Origin of the sequence: Lysobacter luteus (assembly GCF_907164845.1) — a bacterium.
Classification (GTDB): domain Bacteria; phylum Pseudomonadota; class Gammaproteobacteria; order Xanthomonadales; family Xanthomonadaceae; genus Novilysobacter; species Novilysobacter luteus.
In genome coordinates, this window is sequence record NZ_OU015430.1 from 92,486 (window position 1) to 109,909 (window position 17,424).

11 protein-coding genes are annotated in these 17,424 nt (G+C 72.0%); 6 read left to right on the forward strand and 5 right to left on the reverse strand.

Annotated elements, in window-relative coordinates; all coding sequences use genetic code 11:
• Positions 1-28: 28 nt before the first annotated feature.
• Positions 29-658, forward strand: coding sequence for a hypothetical protein (locus KOD61_RS00505; RefSeq protein WP_215219143.1), 630 nt, complete (start codon positions 29-31; stop codon positions 656-658).
• Between the two features lie 184 nt (positions 659-842).
• Here the strand turns inward: KOD61_RS00505 and KOD61_RS00510 are convergent, their stop codons facing one another.
• Complete coding sequence (locus KOD61_RS00510) at positions 843-1,799, reverse strand: pyridoxal-phosphate dependent enzyme (RefSeq protein WP_215219144.1); 957 nt, start codon at positions 1,797-1,799, stop codon at positions 843-845.
• A 240-nt stretch (positions 1,800-2,039) separates the two neighbouring features.
• Between KOD61_RS00510 and KOD61_RS00515 the strand changes: the two genes are divergently transcribed.
• The 4 genes from KOD61_RS00515 (at position 2,040) to KOD61_RS00530 (ending at position 7,635) form a co-directional block, all read left to right on the forward strand.
• A complete protein-coding gene (locus tag KOD61_RS00515) occupies positions 2,040-2,597 on the forward strand; it encodes a hypothetical protein (protein ID WP_215219145.1) in 558 nt (185 codons plus the stop codon).
• Positions 2,598-3,183: 586 nt separating this feature from the next.
• The gene (gene mnmG / locus KOD61_RS00520) at positions 3,184-5,073 is read left to right on the forward strand and encodes a tRNA uridine-5-carboxymethylaminomethyl(34) synthesis enzyme MnmG (protein WP_215219146.1); all 1,890 of its coding nucleotides are present in this window, start codon (positions 3,184-3,186) and stop codon (positions 5,071-5,073) included.
• Between the two features lie 39 nt (positions 5,074-5,112).
• Complete coding sequence (locus KOD61_RS00525; protein WP_215219147.1) at positions 5,113-6,432, forward strand: sialidase family protein; 1,320 nt, start codon at positions 5,113-5,115, stop codon at positions 6,430-6,432.
• Between the two features lie 144 nt (positions 6,433-6,576).
• Positions 6,577-7,635, forward strand: coding sequence for an SDR family oxidoreductase (locus KOD61_RS00530; RefSeq protein WP_215219148.1), 1,059 nt, complete (start codon positions 6,577-6,579; stop codon positions 7,633-7,635).
• A 71-nt stretch (positions 7,636-7,706) separates the two neighbouring features.
• Here KOD61_RS00530 and KOD61_RS00535 read toward each other — a convergent pair whose 3' ends face one another.
• From KOD61_RS00535 to glyQ, 4 genes are all read right to left on the reverse strand, one after another.
• Positions 7,707-11,672, reverse strand: coding sequence for a translocation/assembly module TamB domain-containing protein (locus tag KOD61_RS00535; RefSeq protein WP_215219149.1), 3,966 nt, complete (start codon positions 11,670-11,672; stop codon positions 7,707-7,709).
• Positions 11,672-13,468 (reverse strand): autotransporter assembly complex protein TamA, encoded by a 1,797-nt coding sequence (locus KOD61_RS00540; RefSeq protein WP_215219150.1) that lies wholly within the window; start codon positions 13,466-13,468, stop codon positions 11,672-11,674. The genes KOD61_RS00535 and KOD61_RS00540 overlap by 1 nt, the downstream gene beginning before the upstream one ends.
• A gap of 66 nt (positions 13,469-13,534) precedes the next feature.
• The gene (glyS, locus tag KOD61_RS00545) at positions 13,535-15,640 is read right to left on the reverse strand and encodes a glycine--tRNA ligase subunit beta (protein ID WP_215220219.1); all 2,106 of its coding nucleotides are present in this window, start codon (positions 15,638-15,640) and stop codon (positions 13,535-13,537) included.
• On the reverse strand, positions 15,640-16,587 hold the full coding sequence (gene glyQ, locus KOD61_RS00550) for a glycine--tRNA ligase subunit alpha (RefSeq protein ID WP_215219151.1): 948 nt from the start codon (positions 16,585-16,587) through the stop codon (positions 15,640-15,642). The genes glyS and glyQ overlap by 1 nt, the downstream gene beginning before the upstream one ends.
• 72 nt (positions 16,588-16,659) lie before the next feature.
• Between glyQ and KOD61_RS00555 the strand changes: the two genes are divergently transcribed.
• Positions 16,660-17,400 carry a glutamine amidotransferase gene (locus KOD61_RS00555; RefSeq protein WP_215219152.1) on the forward strand — a complete coding sequence of 247 codons (741 nt, stop codon included), beginning with the start codon at positions 16,660-16,662 and terminating at the stop codon, positions 17,398-17,400.
• Positions 17,401-17,424: the final 24 nt, after the last annotated feature.

Sequence of the window (17,424 nt, forward strand, 5' to 3'; positions counted from 1 at the left end):
TGCCGGTCCACCGTCGCACGTGTCCGCCATGTCATCGACCGCCCGTTTCCCCTTCGTCGCGACTGCCGTGTTGTGGCTTGCGGCCGGCGCCGCTTCCGCACAGCAGCCGGCCAGCGCCATCGAGCAGTGGGGCTTCGACCCCTCGGTGCTGGTTGCCGACGGGACCGAGCTGTTGGCGCGTGCGCCCGACGCCGAGATCGATGCGCTGTTCCAGGCCGTCCACGCCGGCAGCCGCGATCCGGCCGACGCGCAGGTAATGTGCCGCCTGCTCGACCCTGCCGCCGACCGCAGCCTCGCGGGTCTCAACGCCATCGCGTCGCGGCTCAGCCCGGCCAGTCAGGAGCGGTTCGCTGGCGCGGTCGCCGGGCTGCTGGTGGCGGCGATGCAGCACCCGCCGGTCGCGCGCGACGACGCTGCCGCGCGGCAGGCCTTGAAGGCCGCCGGCGTGCGCGCGGCGATGCTCAATGACGGCTTTGGCGCGGGCCTCGCCGGCACCGACCACGACGCACGCTGCGACTCGGTGGCGATGCTGCTCGACAGCCTGCACGGCCAGCCGCTGTCCGAGCGCGCAGGCGTCACCCGCCTGCTGCTCGCCGAAGGCCTGGCGCGACTGGCCGGCGACGACCTCGCCGCCCGCGACCACCCCCCGCAACTGTAGGAGCGACGTCAGTCGCGACCCACTGGGAATCATTCCGCGTGGGTCGACGCGTGGTGTGTACGCGCGCGGATGCGTGCCGTTCGTGGGTCCGGAGGTCAGTGGGTCGCGACTGACGTCGCTCCTACGCGCGGATACCGGGCGTGGGGGTTGCACCCATGCGGGGTGTAATCGGCCCGATCCGGGGTCAATCACCCAGCGCGAGCAGGGCCGGCAGCGTTTCCAGGTCGACATTGCCGCCGGTCAGCACGATGCCGATGCGCTGGCCGGCGAAGCGTCCAGGCTCCGCCAGCACCGCGGCCAGCGCGATCGCCGAGGACGGTTCGACCAGTTGCTTGAGGTGCCGCCAGACCAGGCGCATCGCGCGCACCGTATCGGCGTCGTCCACCACGAGCGCATCGGCGTGGTGGTGTTGCAGCAAGTCGAAGTTGGGTGCGCCCAGGGTGCCGCGCAGGCCGTCGCAGGCCGTGTCGGGGGTGAATTCCGTGACGCGCTCGCCGCGACGCAGTGATTCGGCGGTCTCCGCCGCGCCGGCCGGTTCGGCCAGCCACACCGTCGCGTCCGGGTTCCGCGAGGCCAGGGCCACCGCCGTGCCTGCCGCCAGTCCGCCGCCGCCGACCGGCACCACGATCGCGTCGAGCGGGCCGGCGGTGCACAGCAGTTCCAGTGCCGCAGTGCCCTGGCCGGCGATGACGCGCGGGTCGGTATAGGGATGCACGAGCTGTGCACCAGTAGCGATGCGGACCTGCTCGCACATCGCCTCGCGCGCGCTGATCGTCGGTGCGCAGCGGTGCAAGGTGGCCCCGTATGCCGCGATTGATGCCAGCTTGGCCGCAACCGCCCCTTCGGGCACCACGACGTGGCAGGGCATGCGGCGAGTGCGCGCGGCGAGCGCCAGCGCAGCGCCGTGGTTACCCGAGGAGTGGGTGACCACGCCGCGCGCGGCGGCATCCTCGTCCAGCGACCACACCGCGTTGCAGGCTCCGCGGAACTTGAACGCGCCGGCGCGCTGCAGGTGCTCGGCCTTGAAGTGCAGTTCGCAGCCGGCCAGCGTGTCGAGCGTGCGCGAGCGCAGCACCGGCGTGGCGTGGGCGTGGGGGGCGATCCTGGCCGCGGCGGCCAGCACGTCGGTGCTTGTAATCATCAGCGCCAGCCTAACGCAGGGTGGTGCGCCAGGCAGCGGGCGCCAGGTACCGCGCGCCTCGCGCCACCCCGGACGTCGGGCGCCCTCGTCAACCAAGCCATGGCCAACGCGTTTACGGTGGGGCGGTCGCGACGCTCGATGACGCTGAACCGGTCAGGAAGCGCGCCGCGTATTACTGCAAATTAAGCGCAAGTTCAATGCCCCGGCCCGACGATGGCCGCAATCGACAGGGGACAGACGATGATCCGCAAACTCCTTCTCCCAGCCGTGGCAATCGCCCTGCTGGGCGGTTGCATGACCGGCGGTTACAGCTACCGCCAGGACCGGGGCGACTACTACTACGGCAATCCGGGCACCGACTACCGCTATTACGACCCGTACGGGCGCTACAGCGACCGCTACTACGGCAGCGGTTACTACGGCAGTGGCTATTACTCGCGCTATTACGGCCACCCGGGCTACTACCGCTATCCGTACGGCTACCACCGCTACCCGAACGGCTACTACCGCCCACCGGTGGTGGTGCGTCCGCGTCCAGACGACGGCCACGATGGCGGCGGACACCACCGCGACGACGACCGCACGGCACCGTCGCGCAACCTAGACCGCCTCCAGCGCGAGCGGATCAACCGCACGCCCACGCCGATCGTGCAGCAGCAGCGCCGTCCGCAGCCGGCCGCCGTCGCACGTCCGGCCCCGACGCCGGCCGCGCGCGAGCGAGGCGGCTCCCGGATGGAGCAGGTGATGCGTCGGGCGCGCAGCGGCGCGGTCGAGCGGTCGCGCGAAGTCGAACCCTGAGGCGCGCGTCCGCGGATGACGGCGATCCGCGGGTATTGACAGATTGCGTCGTAATGCGACGTAATCGGGTTGACGCTTCAATGTCGACGTCCGGCACGGAATCACGGATCCCCCCTGTTCCGTCCCTGTCGGACGTCGGCGCCTACACCGGAAGCCCCGCCACGCGGGGCTTTCGCGTATCCGGGGCTCGCGCGCCCAGCGCTGCACACGCGCCTGCATGGATCGATTTGGCCCTCGAATCGCGCGCCCGCGCAGCGCAAGTCCCGCGCATCGCGTGACCGCGGTCGTATTTGTGGCGGCCTCAACGGCCAGCGCTGGCCAGAAATAAAAAAGGGGCCGAATGTCCCCCGACATTCGGCCCCTGCGCTTCCCCTGCGGGCACTTGGTCAGCCCCTGTTCCAATTCCGACCGGCGCCAGGCGCCTGCCCCGCTGGGTGCAGGAATGGGAACGCACGAAGCGTGCCAAGGTTGACGCGGGGTTAACACCGATTGTGAATCCCGTGGTCAGCGACGCAGCCCGACCGGGCAGCGGCCGTAGAATTCGCAACCACGCCCCCGCCGCCCACGGCCAGGGTCCGGACATACGATGAGCACCAGCTTTTACCAATACGACGTGATCGTGGTCGGCGGCGGCCATGCCGGCACCGAGGCGGCGCTCGCCTCGGCCCGGGCCGGCGCGCGCACGCTGCTGCTGACCCACGCCATCGAAACGATAGGCGCGATGAGCTGCAACCCGGCGATCGGGGGCATCGGCAAGGGCCACCTTGTCCGGGAGATCGATGCGCTGGGCGGCGTCATGGCGCGCGCGGCCGACGCCGCCGGCATCCAGTGGCGCCGCCTCAACGCCAGCAAGGGCCCGGCCGTGCGCGCGACCCGCTGCCAGGCCGACCGTAACCTCTACCGCGGTTTCATCCGGCGCACGGTCGAGGCCCAGCCGGGGCTGACCGTGTTCCAGGCGGCAGTGGACGACATCGAGTTCGCCAATGGCCGGGTCGGAGGCGTGCTGACCCAGACCGGCCTGCGCTTCCAGGCCCCGGCGGTGGTGTTGACGGCCGGCACCTTCCTGGCAGGCCGGATCCACGTCGGCCAGGCCACCCATGCCGCCGGCCGCGCCGGTGAGCCGCCGGCCACCACCCTCGCCCAGCGGTTGCGCGAGGGCCCCTTCGTCGTGGACCGGCTCAAGACCGGGACGCCGCCGCGGATTGACGGGCGCAGCCTCGACTACACGGTGATGGCCGAGCAGCCCGGCGACGACCCGCGGCCGGTGTTCTCGTTCATGGGCTCGCACGCCGACCACCCGGCGCAGGTCTCGTGCTGGATCACCCACACCAGCGAACGCACCCACGAAATCATTCGCGCCGCGCTCGACCGCAGCCCGCTGTACACCGGCCAGATCGAGGGTGTCGGCCCGCGCTACTGCCCGTCGATCGAGGACAAGGTGGTGCGCTTCGCCGAGAAGGCCAGCCACCAGATCTTCGTCGAGCCCGAGGGCCTGGGCGTCGCCGAGATCTACCCCAACGGCATCTCCACCTCGTTGCCGTTCGACGTGCAGCTGGAGCTGGTGCGCAGCATCCGTGGCTTCGGCAACGCCCACGTCACCCGGCCCGGGTACGCGATCGAGTACGACTACTTCGACCCGCGCGGTCTCAAGGCCACGCTGGAAACAAAGGCGGTCGAAGGCCTGTTCTTCGCCGGCCAGATCAATGGCACCACCGGCTACGAGGAGGCCGCCGCACAGGGTCTGCTGGCCGGCCTCAACGCGGCCCGGCAGGTGCGCGGTGCCGACGGCTGGAGCCCGCGTCGCGACGAGGCCTACCTCGGTGTGCTGGTCGACGACCTGGTCACCCACGGCACCACCGAGCCGTACCGGATGTTCACCAGCCGCGCCGAATACCGCCTGCAGCTGCGCGAGGACAATGCCGACCTGCGCCTTACGCCGGTCGGGCGCGGCTTTGGCCTGGTCGACGATGCGCGCTGGTCGGCGTTCGAGGCCAAGCGCGAGGCGATCGAGGCCGAGCAGGCCCGGCTCGGCGCGGTCTGGGCGGCGCCCAACAACCCGCTGGCCCGTGAGCTCACCCAGCAGCTGGGCGTCGAGGTCAGCCGCGAAACCCGCGCGATCGACCTCCTGAAGCGGCCCGAACTGGACTACGCCCGGCTGCTGACGTTGCCTTCGCTGCAGCCGGCGGTGGCCGACCCGGCGGTCGCCGAGCAGGTGGAAATCGGGGTCAAGTACGCCGGCTACCTGGACCGCCAACGCGGCGAGATCGAGCGCCAGCGCCGCCACGAGGACACCGCGATCCCCGCCGGTTTCGACTTCGCCGTGGTCCGCGGGCTGTCGGCCGAGGTCGCCGGCAAGCTCGAGCGCGTGCGCCCGCAGACCATCGGCCAGGCCCAGCGCATCCCGGGGATGACGCCCGCGGCGATCTCGCTGCTGCTGGTCCACCTGGCACGGCAGCGGCGCGAGCGCGTCGCGTAGGCCGCGCACCCGCGGTCGACTCCGCGCTAGGCTGCGGCCATGCGAATCACTGCCGCGACTGCCTTCCTGCTGACCACCACGCTGATGGCCTGCCAGCCGGCCACCGAGCAACCATCGACGACCGCTGCCGACACCCCTGCCCGGCCAGCGGACGCGGCGATCGAGCCGTGGTCTCCCGAGCGGTGGTCTCTCCCAGTGCAGGGCGATGCGGCCCAGCCGGACCTGGTCGCGACACCGGACGGCGACCTGCTCCTGTCCTGGATCAGCCCCGATGAGGACGGCCACGTGCTGTCGTTCGCCCGCCACCGCGACGGCCAGTGGAGCGCACCGCACGCGATCGCGCGCGGCGACGACTGGTTCGTCAACTGGGCCGACACCCCGCACATCCTGGCCACCGACGATGGCGCCGTGTGGTCGCACTGGCTGCAGAAGTCGGCCGCATCGACCTACGCCTACGACGTCGCGCTGGTGCGCTCGGCCGACGGGGGCGCAAGCTGGTCGGCGCCGGTGCTGGTCAACGACGATGGCACTCCGACCGAGCACGGCTTCGTTTCCCTGTGGCCCGCCGGCCGCGACCGGCTCGGGATCGCCTGGCTGGACGGGCGCGAAACCGCCGGCGCCAGCCACGACAGTCACGACGGTGGCCATGATGGACCCGCCGGACATGCACCGGCCGATGCGGCGGCGATGACGCTGCGCACCGCGGTGTTCGATCCGGTACTGGCGCGCAGCGGCGAGACCCGCATCGATGCCATGACCTGCGACTGTTGCCAGACCGACACCGCGGTCACCGCGCACGGCCCCCTGCTGGTCTATCGCGACCGCAGCGCGGCGGAGATCCGCGACATCGCCGCCACGCGCTTCCAGGACGGCCGTTGGACCGAGCCAGCGCCGGTCCATGCCGACGGCTGGACGATGCCCGCCTGCCCGGTCAACGGCCCGGCGGTCGACGCCGTCGGCGACGCGGTGCTGGTTGGCTGGTACACCGCTGCGAATGATGAGCCGTCGTTGCGGCTTGCACGCTCCGACGATGCCGGCGACCACTTCAGTGCCCCGCTGGAGCTCGACCGCGGCGCGCACGTGCAGGGCCGCGTCGATGTCGTGCTCGGGGGCGGTTCGGCCTGGGCGTTGTGGACGCGCGAGGATGGCAGCGGCCAGTCGCTGCAGCTTGCCCGGCTCGCGCCCGACCTGTCGGAGGAGTGGCAACGGTTCGAACTCGCCCGACTGCAGGGCCGTGGTCGCGGCACCGGGTTCGCGCAACTGGCGATGGGGGCGGACGGTACGCTGCACGTGGTCTGGACCGACGTGGTCAACGGTGCGCCGCGGCTACACGGTGCGCGTATCCGCTTGGCTGGCTGAGCACTCGCCACTTCGTCGCGCATCCCTCGACGCAGGACTGCATCACGCTGCCGTTGCGTCGCGGTCACGCCTGCAGAACGGATGGGTTGGTTGACTCGCCCCGACGCGCGGCGCCGGCCGCGCCAACGACAAGGCGAGGCAACCATGGCAACCCGCAAGTCCACACCGGCCGTCCGCAAGGGCGCCGCCAGCAAGAGCACCACGGCCAAGAGCAGCGGCTCCGCCAGCCAGGGCGAATCCACCGCGCGCAAACAACGCGAGATCCAGGACAACGCCGAGGCAAAGGCCAAGGCGAAGTCCGGCGCGTCGGGCAGCAAGGCCAAGAAGCAGCCGGTGCAGGCAGGCGCGCGTCGGCAGCCGGCCAACCCGATGCCGGCCCAGCACCTGGAAAAGCCCGGCAACGAACACGAGCTCGAGTTGCAGCCGCGCTACCTCGCACCCGACTACAAGGGCAGTGGCAAGCTCGATGGCATGGCCGCCATCGTCACCGGCGCCGATTCCGGCATCGGCCGTGCGGTGGCGGTGCTGTTTGCGCGCGAGGGCTGCGACGTCGCGGTGCTGCACCTGTCCGAGCACGAGGACGCCGAGGCCACGCGCCAGGCGGTGGAAGCGGAGGGCGCGCGCTGCATCGTCATCGCCGGCGACGTCAAGGACACCCGCTTCTGCGAGAGGGCCGTCAAGCAGGCGGTCAAGGCGTTCGGCCGGCTCGACGTGCTGGTCAACAACGCCGCGTTCCAGCAGCACGCCGCGCGGCCCGAGGACATCGGCGACGCGCAGTGGGACGAGACCCTTCGGACCAACATCGGCGGCTACTTCCGGATGGTGCGCGCGGCGCTGCCGCACATGGGCGAGGGCGGCAGCATCATCAACACCGGCTCGGAGGTCGCCATCTTCGGCAGCGCGCAGCTGCTCGACTACTCGGCGAGCAAGGGTGCGATCCACGCGTTCACGATGTCGCTGGCGGCCAACCTTCTCGACCGCGGCATCCGGGTCAACGCGGTCGCGCCGGGTCCGGTGTGGACGCCGCTCAACCCGGCCGACCGCCCGGCGGAGAAGGTCGCGAAGTTCGGCAAGGACAGCGACATGCGTCGCCCCGCGCAGCCCGAGGAAATGTCGCCGGCCTACGTGTTCCTCGCATCGCCGGTGTGCTCGGGCTACATCAACGGCGTGATCCTGCCGGCGATGGGCGGACCGCGCGGGTGACCGCCACGGCGCCTCCGCCACGGGTCATGCGTCCGCGCGGGGCGGGGCATTGAGGCCCTCGCGCAGCCGGGCTACTTTTCGCGCCGCCAGTTGAGCGAGCCGCGGTTCTCCAGCGTGCTCGATTCGATCTCGATGTCGAACCCGCGGCCCAGCAGGTACTTCAGCACCAGCACCTGGCCGGTGCCGAGCAGCGATACGCCGTAGCTGACATACAGCCGCGGTGACAGCTGCTTGCCGATGCCGAACACGCTGCCGCCAAGCGCGCGGCTCTGCATCACCCCGGCGTCGTCGAGGCCGATCCGTGCGCCCAGTTGCGAGGCCAGCAAGCTGCCGCCGGCAGTGAGCGCGGCACTGGCGGCGTTGACGTCGCCGCGCTCGCTGCCGGTCAGGCTCGACAGCGGACGGCCCAGGGTCAGGTAGGCCAACGCCTCGGACTGGGAGGTGGCCGGGTTCGCCCAGACCTCCGCCTCGGGCGCGCTGGCGCGGCCACCGACATCCACGCCCGCGGTGACCTCGCCGACCACGCGCTCGGCGCGCAGGTTGATGAACGGGTCGGCAATCGGGTCGTCGGACCAGTTCAGGCGGCCGCGGGCGATCCGCAGGTCCTGGCCGTAGGCGGTGTACTCGCCGCTGACGTCGAGGCTGCCGCGGGCGAGCATCTGCCGGCCCGGCCGCGCGAGGATCCGCACCCGCCCGTCGAGCCCGCCCTCCAGCCCGAAGCCATCGATCCGCACGTCCTCGCCGAGGATCACCAGCAGGTCCATCGCCAGCGGCGCGCCGGGTTCCGCCTCCGGGTCGACCGGGTCCAGCACGACCACGTCCGGCGACGCAGACACGCCCTGGTCGAGGCCCTCCAGGTCGATCCGCGCCTCGGGCACGACGACCTCCCCGGTGAGTTCCAGTGCCTGCCCGGCGCGGTAGCTGACGCGCAGGTCGGGGCTGGCAATCGCGCGCAGCTCGCGGGTGTCGGACACCAGTACGTCGGTGCCGCGCAGGTCGAGTTGCAGCGGTGCGTCGCCGCCCTGCCAGTCGAGCGTTCCGTCGATGTGCAGCACGCCGCTGTCCGGATTGCCGGCGGCCGACGACGACCGCACGCTGCCGGCGATGCGCGCGCTGCCATCGGGCGCCGCGTCCAGGCGCAGCGTGCCGTTGTGCAGGGTGATCGCCAGCGCCGGGACCTCGGTGCTGAAGCCGGCCAGCTGCGCCTGCCCGCCCAGCCTCGGCGTGTCGCGGGTGCCACCGAGCGACAGCCGCGCCTCGAGCCGGCCGGTCGGTTCGACGATGTCGGGCGAGAACAGCTCCAGCCAGGTCAGCTCGTCGGTGTCGAGCGAAAGCCGGCCGTCGAGCGGGGAGTAGGCATCCCAGCCGGTGGCCAGCCGCGCGTCGATGCGGCCGTCGTCGTTGAGTACGGCGCCCAGTTCGGCCTCGATGCCTTGGGGCCGGAAGTTGGCGGTGAGTAGCAGGTCGTCGTATCGGACCAGCTCGGTACGGGCGCGCTCGCTGGTGCGGAGCCCGCCGCGGGCCGACGACAGCCGCGCCTGCCCGCTCCAGCCATTGCCGACCGGGCGCAGTTGCGCGTCGAGCGCGAGTTCGCCGCTCAACACCCATGGGCGCCCGGCTTCCGGCTCGGGCAGGTAGCCGGCCACCAGCGACAGCGGCAGTCCCTGGCCGCTGACCGCCAGCCCGTTGCGTGGCCAGTCGGCGTCGACGCAGAGCGCGCCGCCCGCGCTGGAGGCCAGGCAGGCGTCGTCCAGCCGCGCCGCGAGCGCGCCGCCGGCGGTGCTCCAGCCGTACGCGGCGGGCGCGCGCAACTGCCAGCTGGCGCCACGGGCCGGTTGCAGTTGCAGCGAGGCCAGCGTGCCGGCCCAGCGCGCGCCGTTGCGGGCGAGGTCGCCGGCCAGTGCCAGGGTGCCGATGTCGCCGCTCGCGTTGGCCTGCAGTTGCAGGTCCTCCACCGCACCGCGCGCATCGACCTGCAGGCGGTCGAGCGCGATGCCCAGGTCGAGCCCGGTCGCGTCGATGTCGAGCACACCACCGCCGCCCGTCCACGGCAATTGCCCGTCCACCTGCAGCGACGCGGCCGTCCAGTCGCCATAGCGCAGGCCGGATCCGTCCAGCCGCGCGCGGACATCGGGGGCGGTGCGCGGGCCGTCCAGGTGGACCTCGCCGTGCAGGATGCCGGCACCGTCGGGCAGCAGGTCGGCCAGTTGCAGCGGCGCGAACCGCGCATCGATGTCGAGCCGGTCGCCGACCTCACCCTGCGCCTCGATCCGGCTGCCGCCCAACGCCAGCGCAAGCTCGCCCTCGTAGCGGGTCGTGCCCCCGGCCGGCGCCGCGCCATGCATCGCGAACTGGCCGCGACCGTCGAGTGCGCGCCCGCGCAGTCGGCCGCCGAGGTCGGGTACGTCGACCGCGACGTCCAGGCCGCCGTCGGCGCGGGTGCGTCCGGTGGTCGCGATATCGCCGTTGACCGCGCCATCCCAGCCGCTGGCGAAATAGCCCGGGTCGAAGCCGGCCAGTCGCGCATCGACGTCCCACGCCAGCGACGGCGCCCAGCCGACGGTGCCGGTCGCGTCGAGCGTGCCGGTCGGCATCGCCACGGCGAGCGACTGCAGCCGCATGCGCTCGCTGTTGCCGCGGCCGTCCAGCTGCAGCGTCGCCTGCTCGCCGGCCCGTTGCAGCGTGGCGCGGCCCACCAGCGCCCACGCCTGCAGCGTGCCGGCCAGGCCGAAGTCCCCGTCGGCCTCGATCAGCGGCGACGGTGGTGCACCGGTGGCGGCCGTGCCACCCCAGCGCAGGTCGCGCGCGTTGGCGGCGAAGCGGAACGTGGCGTCGGCGGGATCGTTGAAGTCGGCGCGGCCGCGCACCCGCAGGTCGCCGTCGAACACCTGCAGGTGCAGCGGGTCCAGCTGCAGGACCTGGTCCTCGACCTGCACGCGCGACTCCTGCACGCGCGCCTCGAACGTGCCCTGGCGGACCATTCCGCTGACGGTCGCGCGGCCACCGATGCCGTCGGCGCGCAGCTGCAGCGCCATCGGGGCTTCGCTCGGCGTCGCACCCGGGTCGGCCAGCAGGCCGATATCCAGCGCTTCGGCATCCGCGCGCAACTGCCAGCCCGGCCGGCCGATGCCCGGTGCGGTCACGACCTCGCCCAGCCCTTTGACAGCCTGCGGCGCGGTGTTGCCGCGCAGCACCAGCGTCGCCTGCAGCGGACCCGGCGCACGCCCGGCGATCGCCACGTCCATCCGCGACAGGTCGCCGCGGGCGACGAAGCCCAGCCGCGCCGGCGTCGTCGCCGACCCCGCCGGCAGCACCGCGGTTGCGACCAGGTCGGTGCGGTAGTCCTCGCGCGGCACGTAGTCACCGTGCACGGTGAAGCGGCCGCGGTCGCTGTCCACTTCCAGCGCTTCCACGTGCAGGCACCCGGCGTCGGCCACGAGGCCGCCGCGCAGGCGGGCGATGTCGATCACCGGTGCGCCTTCGCGCGTCACCGCCAACCCGTCGATGCGGATGTTACCGGCCTCAAGCGCCAGCGGCGGCGCGATCTGCGGCAGGGAGTCGGGCCAGCGCGGCAGCTCGAACGGCTCCTCGCTGAACGGCAGGTCGAGCGTCGCCTGTTCGACCTGCAGCGCATCCAGCCGCAGCCGGCGGCCGAGCAGCGGGCTGATTGCCGGGTCCAAGTGCACGCGGTGTGCGGTGAACTCGATCGCCTCGTAGGTGAAGCGCACGTCATGCAGCGTCAGCGGGCCCGACGCCGGACCCTCGGCGCTTTCCCAGGTCAGGGTCGCGTTCCCGGGCAGGCGCTGGACGATCTGCGCGAGCAGGAACTCGCGCCCGCCGACGGTGGTGAGCAGCCAGTACAGGCCAACCACCAGCACCAGCCCCAGCGCGCCGGCCACCAGTACCGCGCGCAGGGTGAGGTAGCGCAGGCGGGCCTGCCGCTTGCGGCGCAACTCGGCGATGTGGGCCTCGCGCTCCTCGGGCGTCGGCTCGCCGCCTTGGCGGCGGCGGAAGCCGAACCTCCAGCGCGGCGCCATCAGAGGTCCGCCCCGACGCTGAGGTAGATCTCGAACGACGAGTCCGGATCATCCAGCCCGTGTGCGACGTCGATCCGCACCGGTCCGACCGGCGAGCGCCAGCGCACGCCGGCGCCGACGCCGCTGCGCAGGTCGGGATCGCTGTTGAACGCACTGCCGGTGTCGGCGAACACCGCCGCGCCCCAGCTCTCGTTGAAGTAGTGCTCGAACTCGACGCTGCCGGTAACCACGTTCTTGGCGCCCAGCGCGTACAACCGGCCGTCGGCGCCTTCGATCCGTGGGCCGACCTCGCGCCAGCCGTAGCCACGGATGCTGCCCGCGCCGCCGGCGAAGAAGCGCAGGCTCGGCGGCAGGTCGACCAGGGCGTTGGTGTAGGTGTGGCCCAGCTCGCCGCGCACGATCAGCCGGTTGTCCGCGCCGACGCCGCGGAACCAGTGGGCGGTCGCGCGCATCTGGGCGAAGTTGGCGTCCGAGCCGGCGCCTTCGATGCCGCCGCGGAGCATCAGCGTCCCGGCCCGCCCGTCGACCGGGAACACCGGGTTGTCGGCGTCGACATACTCGGCCCGCAGCGAGGGATAGGTGTAGGTCGCGTAGCGGTAGTCGGGCAGCGTCGCCGGGTCGCCGTCGTCCTCGCCGACGTACGCCCAGCGCTCGCGCAACGCATGCAACGACGCGATGGCGGTGAGGTAGCGGTTGATCTCGCCGCTGCGGCTGCCGACGAATTCGATCCGCCGGCTATCCATGAAGTCGGTCTGTTCGTCGGCGGCCTGCGCGCTGATGGTGTACCAGCCGTCCAGCCACGCGAAGGCCGGGATCCGGTACTGCAGGGTCAGGGTCTTGCGCCGCTGCGCCCAGTCCAGTTGCGCGAGTGCCTTGTGGCCGCGGTCGTTGAGGTAGCGCCGCTCCAGCCCGAGCCGGACGCCGGCGCCGCTGTCGGTGCCGTAGCTCAGGCCGGCGGTGTAGATGCTGCGCTTGGCCGGCGTCAGCGTGACGGTCACCGGCACGTCGTTGCCGACCGCATCGGCCGGCCGCGGCTGGATGTCGATGCTGGCGAAATAGTCCAGCCGCGCCAGCGACTCGCGCAGGCGGTCGAGCTTGCCCTGGTGGTAGTAGCTGCCTTCCTCCCAGTACACCAGCCGCTCGATCAGCGAGGGCCGGATGATGCGGCGGGTCTGCTCGAATTCTACCGGCCCCATGTCGTAGCGCTGGCCGCTGGTCCAGACCAGGTCGATGTCGGCGGCGTTCTCGGCACGCGTCACCTCGACCCGCCGGCTGGCGAAATCGGCGTCGAAATAACCGCGCACCGCCAGCCGCCGGCTGATGGTGTTCTTGCTGGCCTCGTACACGGCGTGGTCGAACACGTCGCCCGCCTGCGGGCGGAATTCGGCCAGGTCCTCGCGCAGGTAACGGTCGCGGCCGCCCTCGCCGATGATCGCGACGTGGTGGTCGCGCACGCGCACCGGTTCGCCGGGGTCGACCGTGATCGTCACGGTGACCGGGGCGCCGTTGCCGTTGCGGCTGCGCTCGACCTCGATCCGTGGCGAGTAATAGCCGAACGGTTCCAGCGCCTCGCGGGTCTCGTTGTCGGCCTCCCGCACCAGGTACGCCAGGCGCCGACCCGACAGTTCGCGGCCCTGCGCCTGAACCAGCGACAGCGCCGCGAGCACGTTGGCGGTCGCCTCCTCGTCCAGGCCCACCACCTCCACCTGGCCCACCTGGGCGGCGCGGACGGTGCCCGGAAGCACCGCGCTGGCGAGCAGGCACAGCGCGACGGTGATGCGGTGGGGGAAGGGCATCGGCGCAGGATAGCCGGTGCGCGTCAACGCGCGATTAAGGTTCGCGCGCATGCGTGTGGGGCGGACTCAGCTCGACAGGTGCTCGATCGCGGCGACGCTGCCCAGCACGCCGCTGAGCCGTGTCAGCAACGCAAGCCGGTTGTTGCGGACCGCCGGGTCGTCGGCATTCACCATCACCGCGTCGAAGAACGCGTCGACCTGCGGCCGCAGCCGCGCCAACCGCCCCAACACGGCGACGTAGTCGCGCGCGTCCAGCAGCGGGGCGCTGTCGGCAATGGCGGCATCGACCGCATCGGCCAGCTCGCGCTCGGCCGGCTCGCTCATCAGCGCGGGATCGACCGCGACCGGCACCTCGGCCTCGACCTTGCGCAGGATGTTGCGGCTGCGCTTGTTGGCCGCGGCCAGCGCCTCGGCCTCGGGCAGGCGCGCGAACTCGGCGATCGCCTTGAGCCGGCGGTCGAAGTCGAGCAGCGGGCCGGACGTCGCGCCCGGCGCTGCCAGCACCGCCTCAAACTGCTGCGGGGTGATGCCCTGCTCGGCGTAGTAGCCGCGCAGCCGGTCGAAGACGAAGTCGCGCAGTTCGTCCGCATCGGCCGGTGCAGCGGCCGCCTTGCCGACCTGGACCGCGCCAACGCCGTCGCACGCGGCCGACAGCAGCGGCGCCAGTGGCAGGTCCAGCCCGCCTTCGACCAGCGTCCGCGCCAGCCCGAGCGCATTGCGCCGCAACGCGAACGGGTCCTTGTTGCCGGTCGGCTTCAGGCCCGCGGCGAACCCGCCGGCCAGCGTGTCCAGCCGCTCGGCGATCGCCAGCACCTGGCCGGTGCGCGACGGCGCGATCGCGTCGCCGCCGAAGCGCGGCATGTAGGCTTGGTCGATCGCATCGGCAACCTCGACCGGTTCGTTCTCGACCGCGGCGTAATAACGCCCGGCGATGCCCTGCAGCTCCGGGAACTCGCCGACCAGGCGCGACTGCAGGTCCGCCTTCGACAGCACGGCCGCGCGCCGCGCCAGCGCCGGGTCGACCCCGGCCTGGCCGGCGATCGCCTCGGCCAGCGCCGCCACCCGCGCAACCTTGTCGGCAATGCTTCCGAGCTGCTGCTGGTAGGTGACCGTCCGCAGGCCTTCGTTCATGGACGCCAGCCCCTGCTTCATGTCCTCCACGAAGAAGAACCGGGCGTCGGCGAAGCGCGGGCGGATCACGCGCTCGTAGCCCTGCCGCACCTGGGTGAGGTCGCGGCTCTCGATATTGGCGATGCCCACGAAGTGCTCGCTCAACCGGCCGTCGGCATCGAGCACCGGGAAGAACTTCTGGTTGGTCTCCATCGTCGCGATCAACGCCTCGGACGGCACCGCCAGGAACGCGGGGTCGAAACTGCAGGCGACCGCGCTGGGCCACTCGGTCAGGCCGTTGACCTCCTCCAGGATCCCGGCATCGATGCGCGCGGTGCCGCCCGCTCCGCGTGCCGCGGCCTCGACCTCGGCGACGATGCGCGCGCGGCGCTCGTCAGGGTCGGCCAGCACCTTCGCGCCGCGCAGCGCCTCGACGTAGTCGCCAGGCGCGCCGATCCAGACCGGCTTGTCATGCATGAAGCGGTGTCCGCGGCTCATGCGGTCGCTGCGCACGCCCAGCAGGCCGGCGTCGACCACGTCGCGCCCGAGCAGCACCACCAGCCAGTGCACCGGCCGGGCGAAACCGTACGCGTGCGCGCCCCAGCGCATCGGCTTGGGGATCGGCATCGCCGCGACCGCGTCGGTGACGATCGCCTCGAGCAGGTCGGCGGTCGCCGCACCCGGCGTGGTGGAGCGGTGGACGAAGCGTTCGCCCTTGCTGTCGGTGGTGCGCCCGAGCGCGGTCCAGTCCACCCCGGCCTTGGCGGCGAAGCCCTGCAGCGCGCGGGTCGGCTGGCCATCGGCGTCCAGCGCGATGTTGAGGTAGGGACCCAGCACCTCGGAGGTCTGCTCGGGCTGGGTCGATGCCACGCCCGGCAACAGCACCGCCAGCCGGCGCGGGGTGTAGAGCGGCTTGGCCTCGCCACGTTCGAACGCGATGCCGCGGCGCCCCAGTCCGTCCAGGATGCCGTCGAACAGCGCCTGCGCCAGCCCGGGCAATGCCTTGACCGGCAGTTCCTCGGTGCCCAGTTCGACCAGCAGCGGGGTCATGGTGGTGGTCATCATGCGGCCTCCCCGGCGACCGGAGTGGCGGGTTGCTTCAGTCCAGGGAAACCGAGCTTCTCGCGTTGCGCGTAATAGGCCTCGGCCACGCCCTGGGCGATGCGGCGCACGCGCAGGATGTAGCGCTGGCGCTCGGTCACGGAGATCGCGCGGCGCGCATCGAGCATGTTGAAGCTGTGGCTGGCCTTCATCACCTGCTCGTAGGCCGGCAGCGGCAGGCCCAGCTCGACCAGCTTGGCCGCCTCGGCCTCGCAGGCGTCGAAGCGGTGGAACAGCTCGGCCACGTCGGCGTGTTCGAAGTTGTAGGTGCTCTGCTCGACTTCGTTCTGGTGGTAGACGTCGCGGTAGGTCACCGGGGTGCCGTCCGGGCCGTGGGTCCAGACCAGGTCGAACACGTTGTCGACGCCCTGCAGGTACATGCACAGGCGCTCCAGGCCGTAGGTGATCTCACCCAGGACGGGCTTGCACTCCATCCCGCCGGCCTGCTGGAAGTAGGTGAACTGGGTCACCTCCATGCCGTTGAGCCAGACTTCCCAGCCCAGCCCCCAGGCGCCCAGCGTCGGCGACTCCCAGTTGTCCTCGACCAGGCGCAGGTCGTGCACCAGCGGGTCCACACCGAGCGCCTTGAGCGAATCGAAGTACAGCTCGACGATGTTGTCGGGCGAGGGCTTCATCGCCACCTGGTACTGGTAGTAGCGCTGCAGGCGGTTGGGGTTGTCGCCGTAGCGGCCGTCGGTGGGGCGGCGGCAGGGCTGCACGTAGGCGGCGTTCCACGGTTCCGGCCCGAGCGAGCGCAGGAAGGTCGCCGGGTGGAAGGTGCCGGCGCCGACCTCCAGGTCGAGCGGCTGGATCAGCACGCAGCCACGGTCGGCCCAGTACGTGTTCAGGCGCTGGATCAACTGCTGGAAGGTGGGCGCCGGAGCGGCGTCCGCGGAGGCGTGCGACATGGTCTCGGGCCCGTGGTGCAAAGCGGGCTAGTATACGGCGCGCTCCCGCCAGCCCCCTTCCGCGAAGTCCGAATGACCGCACCGTCCACCGCTCCCTTCCTGATCATCGAGACCGGCAAGCCGGTCGGCCCGATGCAGCGCCATGGCGACTTCCCGCACTGGATCCGGGTGGCGGCCGGCATGTCGCGCGACGCCGCGGTGGTAGTCGACGTGCAGGGCGGCGAGCCGCTGCCGGTGCGCGAGGGATTTGCCGGCGTCATCGTCACCGGCTCGGGGGCGATGGTCACCGAGCGGCTGGACTGGAGCGAGGCCACCGCGGCCTGGCTGCGAGAGGCCGCCCACGCGGGCCTGCCCCTCTTCGGCATCTGCTACGGCCACCAGCTGCTGGCGCACGCGCTTGGCGGCGAGGTCGGCAACAACCCGGCCGGGCGCGAGATGGGCACGGTCGAGGTCGAACTGCTGCCGGCCGCATCCGACGACGCGCTGCTGGCGCCGTTGCCGGCGCGTTTCGACGCGCAACTGACCCATATGCAGTCGGTGCTGCGCGTGCCCGACGGTGCCATCGTGCTGGCCCGATCGGCGGGCGACCCGTGCCAGGCGTTCCGCTGGGGCGAGGCGGCCTGGGGCGTGCAGTTCCATCCCGAATTCAGCGCGACCCACATGCGCGGCTACATCCAGGCCCGCAAGGTCCCGTTGCAGCGCGAGGGGCTCGACCCCGCGGCGATGCTGTCGGCGGTCGGCGCCGCCCCGGAAGCGCGGCGCGTGCTGCGCCGTTTCGTCCACCACGCGCGCGGGCTGGCCCCGTCGGCCTGAACGCCCCGCCCGCGGGCGGCAGGC

What these genes read in the sequence shown, in the direction of transcription:
- KOD61_RS00540 (WP_215219150.1), bottom strand. Translation starts at nt 13,468, where the DNA reads ATGCCCTTCCCCCACCGCATCACCGTCGCGCTGTGCCTGCTCGCCAGC.
- mnmG (WP_215219146.1), top strand. Translation starts at nt 3,184, where the DNA reads ATGAGCACCAGCTTTTACCAATACGACGTGATCGTGGTCGGCGGCGGC.
- KOD61_RS00505 (WP_215219143.1), top strand. Translation starts at nt 29, where the DNA reads ATGTCATCGACCGCCCGTTTCCCCTTCGTCGCGACTGCCGTGTTGTGG.
- glyQ (WP_215219151.1), bottom strand. Translation starts at nt 16,587, where the DNA reads ATGTCGCACGCCTCCGCGGACGCCGCTCCGGCGCCCACCTTCCAGCAG.
- KOD61_RS00515 (WP_215219145.1), top strand. Translation starts at nt 2,040, where the DNA reads ATGATCCGCAAACTCCTTCTCCCAGCCGTGGCAATCGCCCTGCTGGGC.
- KOD61_RS00535 (WP_215219149.1), bottom strand. Translation starts at nt 11,672, where the DNA reads ATGGCGCCGCGCTGGAGGTTCGGCTTCCGCCGCCGCCAAGGCGGCGAG.
- KOD61_RS00525 (WP_215219147.1), top strand. Translation starts at nt 5,113, where the DNA reads ATGCGAATCACTGCCGCGACTGCCTTCCTGCTGACCACCACGCTGATG.
- KOD61_RS00510 (WP_215219144.1), bottom strand. Translation starts at nt 1,799, where the DNA reads ATGATTACAAGCACCGACGTGCTGGCCGCCGCGGCCAGGATCGCCCCC.
- glyS (WP_215220219.1), bottom strand. Translation starts at nt 15,640, where the DNA reads ATGACCACCACCATGACCCCGCTGCTGGTCGAACTGGGCACCGAGGAA.
- KOD61_RS00555 (WP_215219152.1), top strand. Translation starts at nt 16,660, where the DNA reads ATGACCGCACCGTCCACCGCTCCCTTCCTGATCATCGAGACCGGCAAG.
- KOD61_RS00530 (WP_215219148.1), top strand. Translation starts at nt 6,577, where the DNA reads ATGGCAACCCGCAAGTCCACACCGGCCGTCCGCAAGGGCGCCGCCAGC.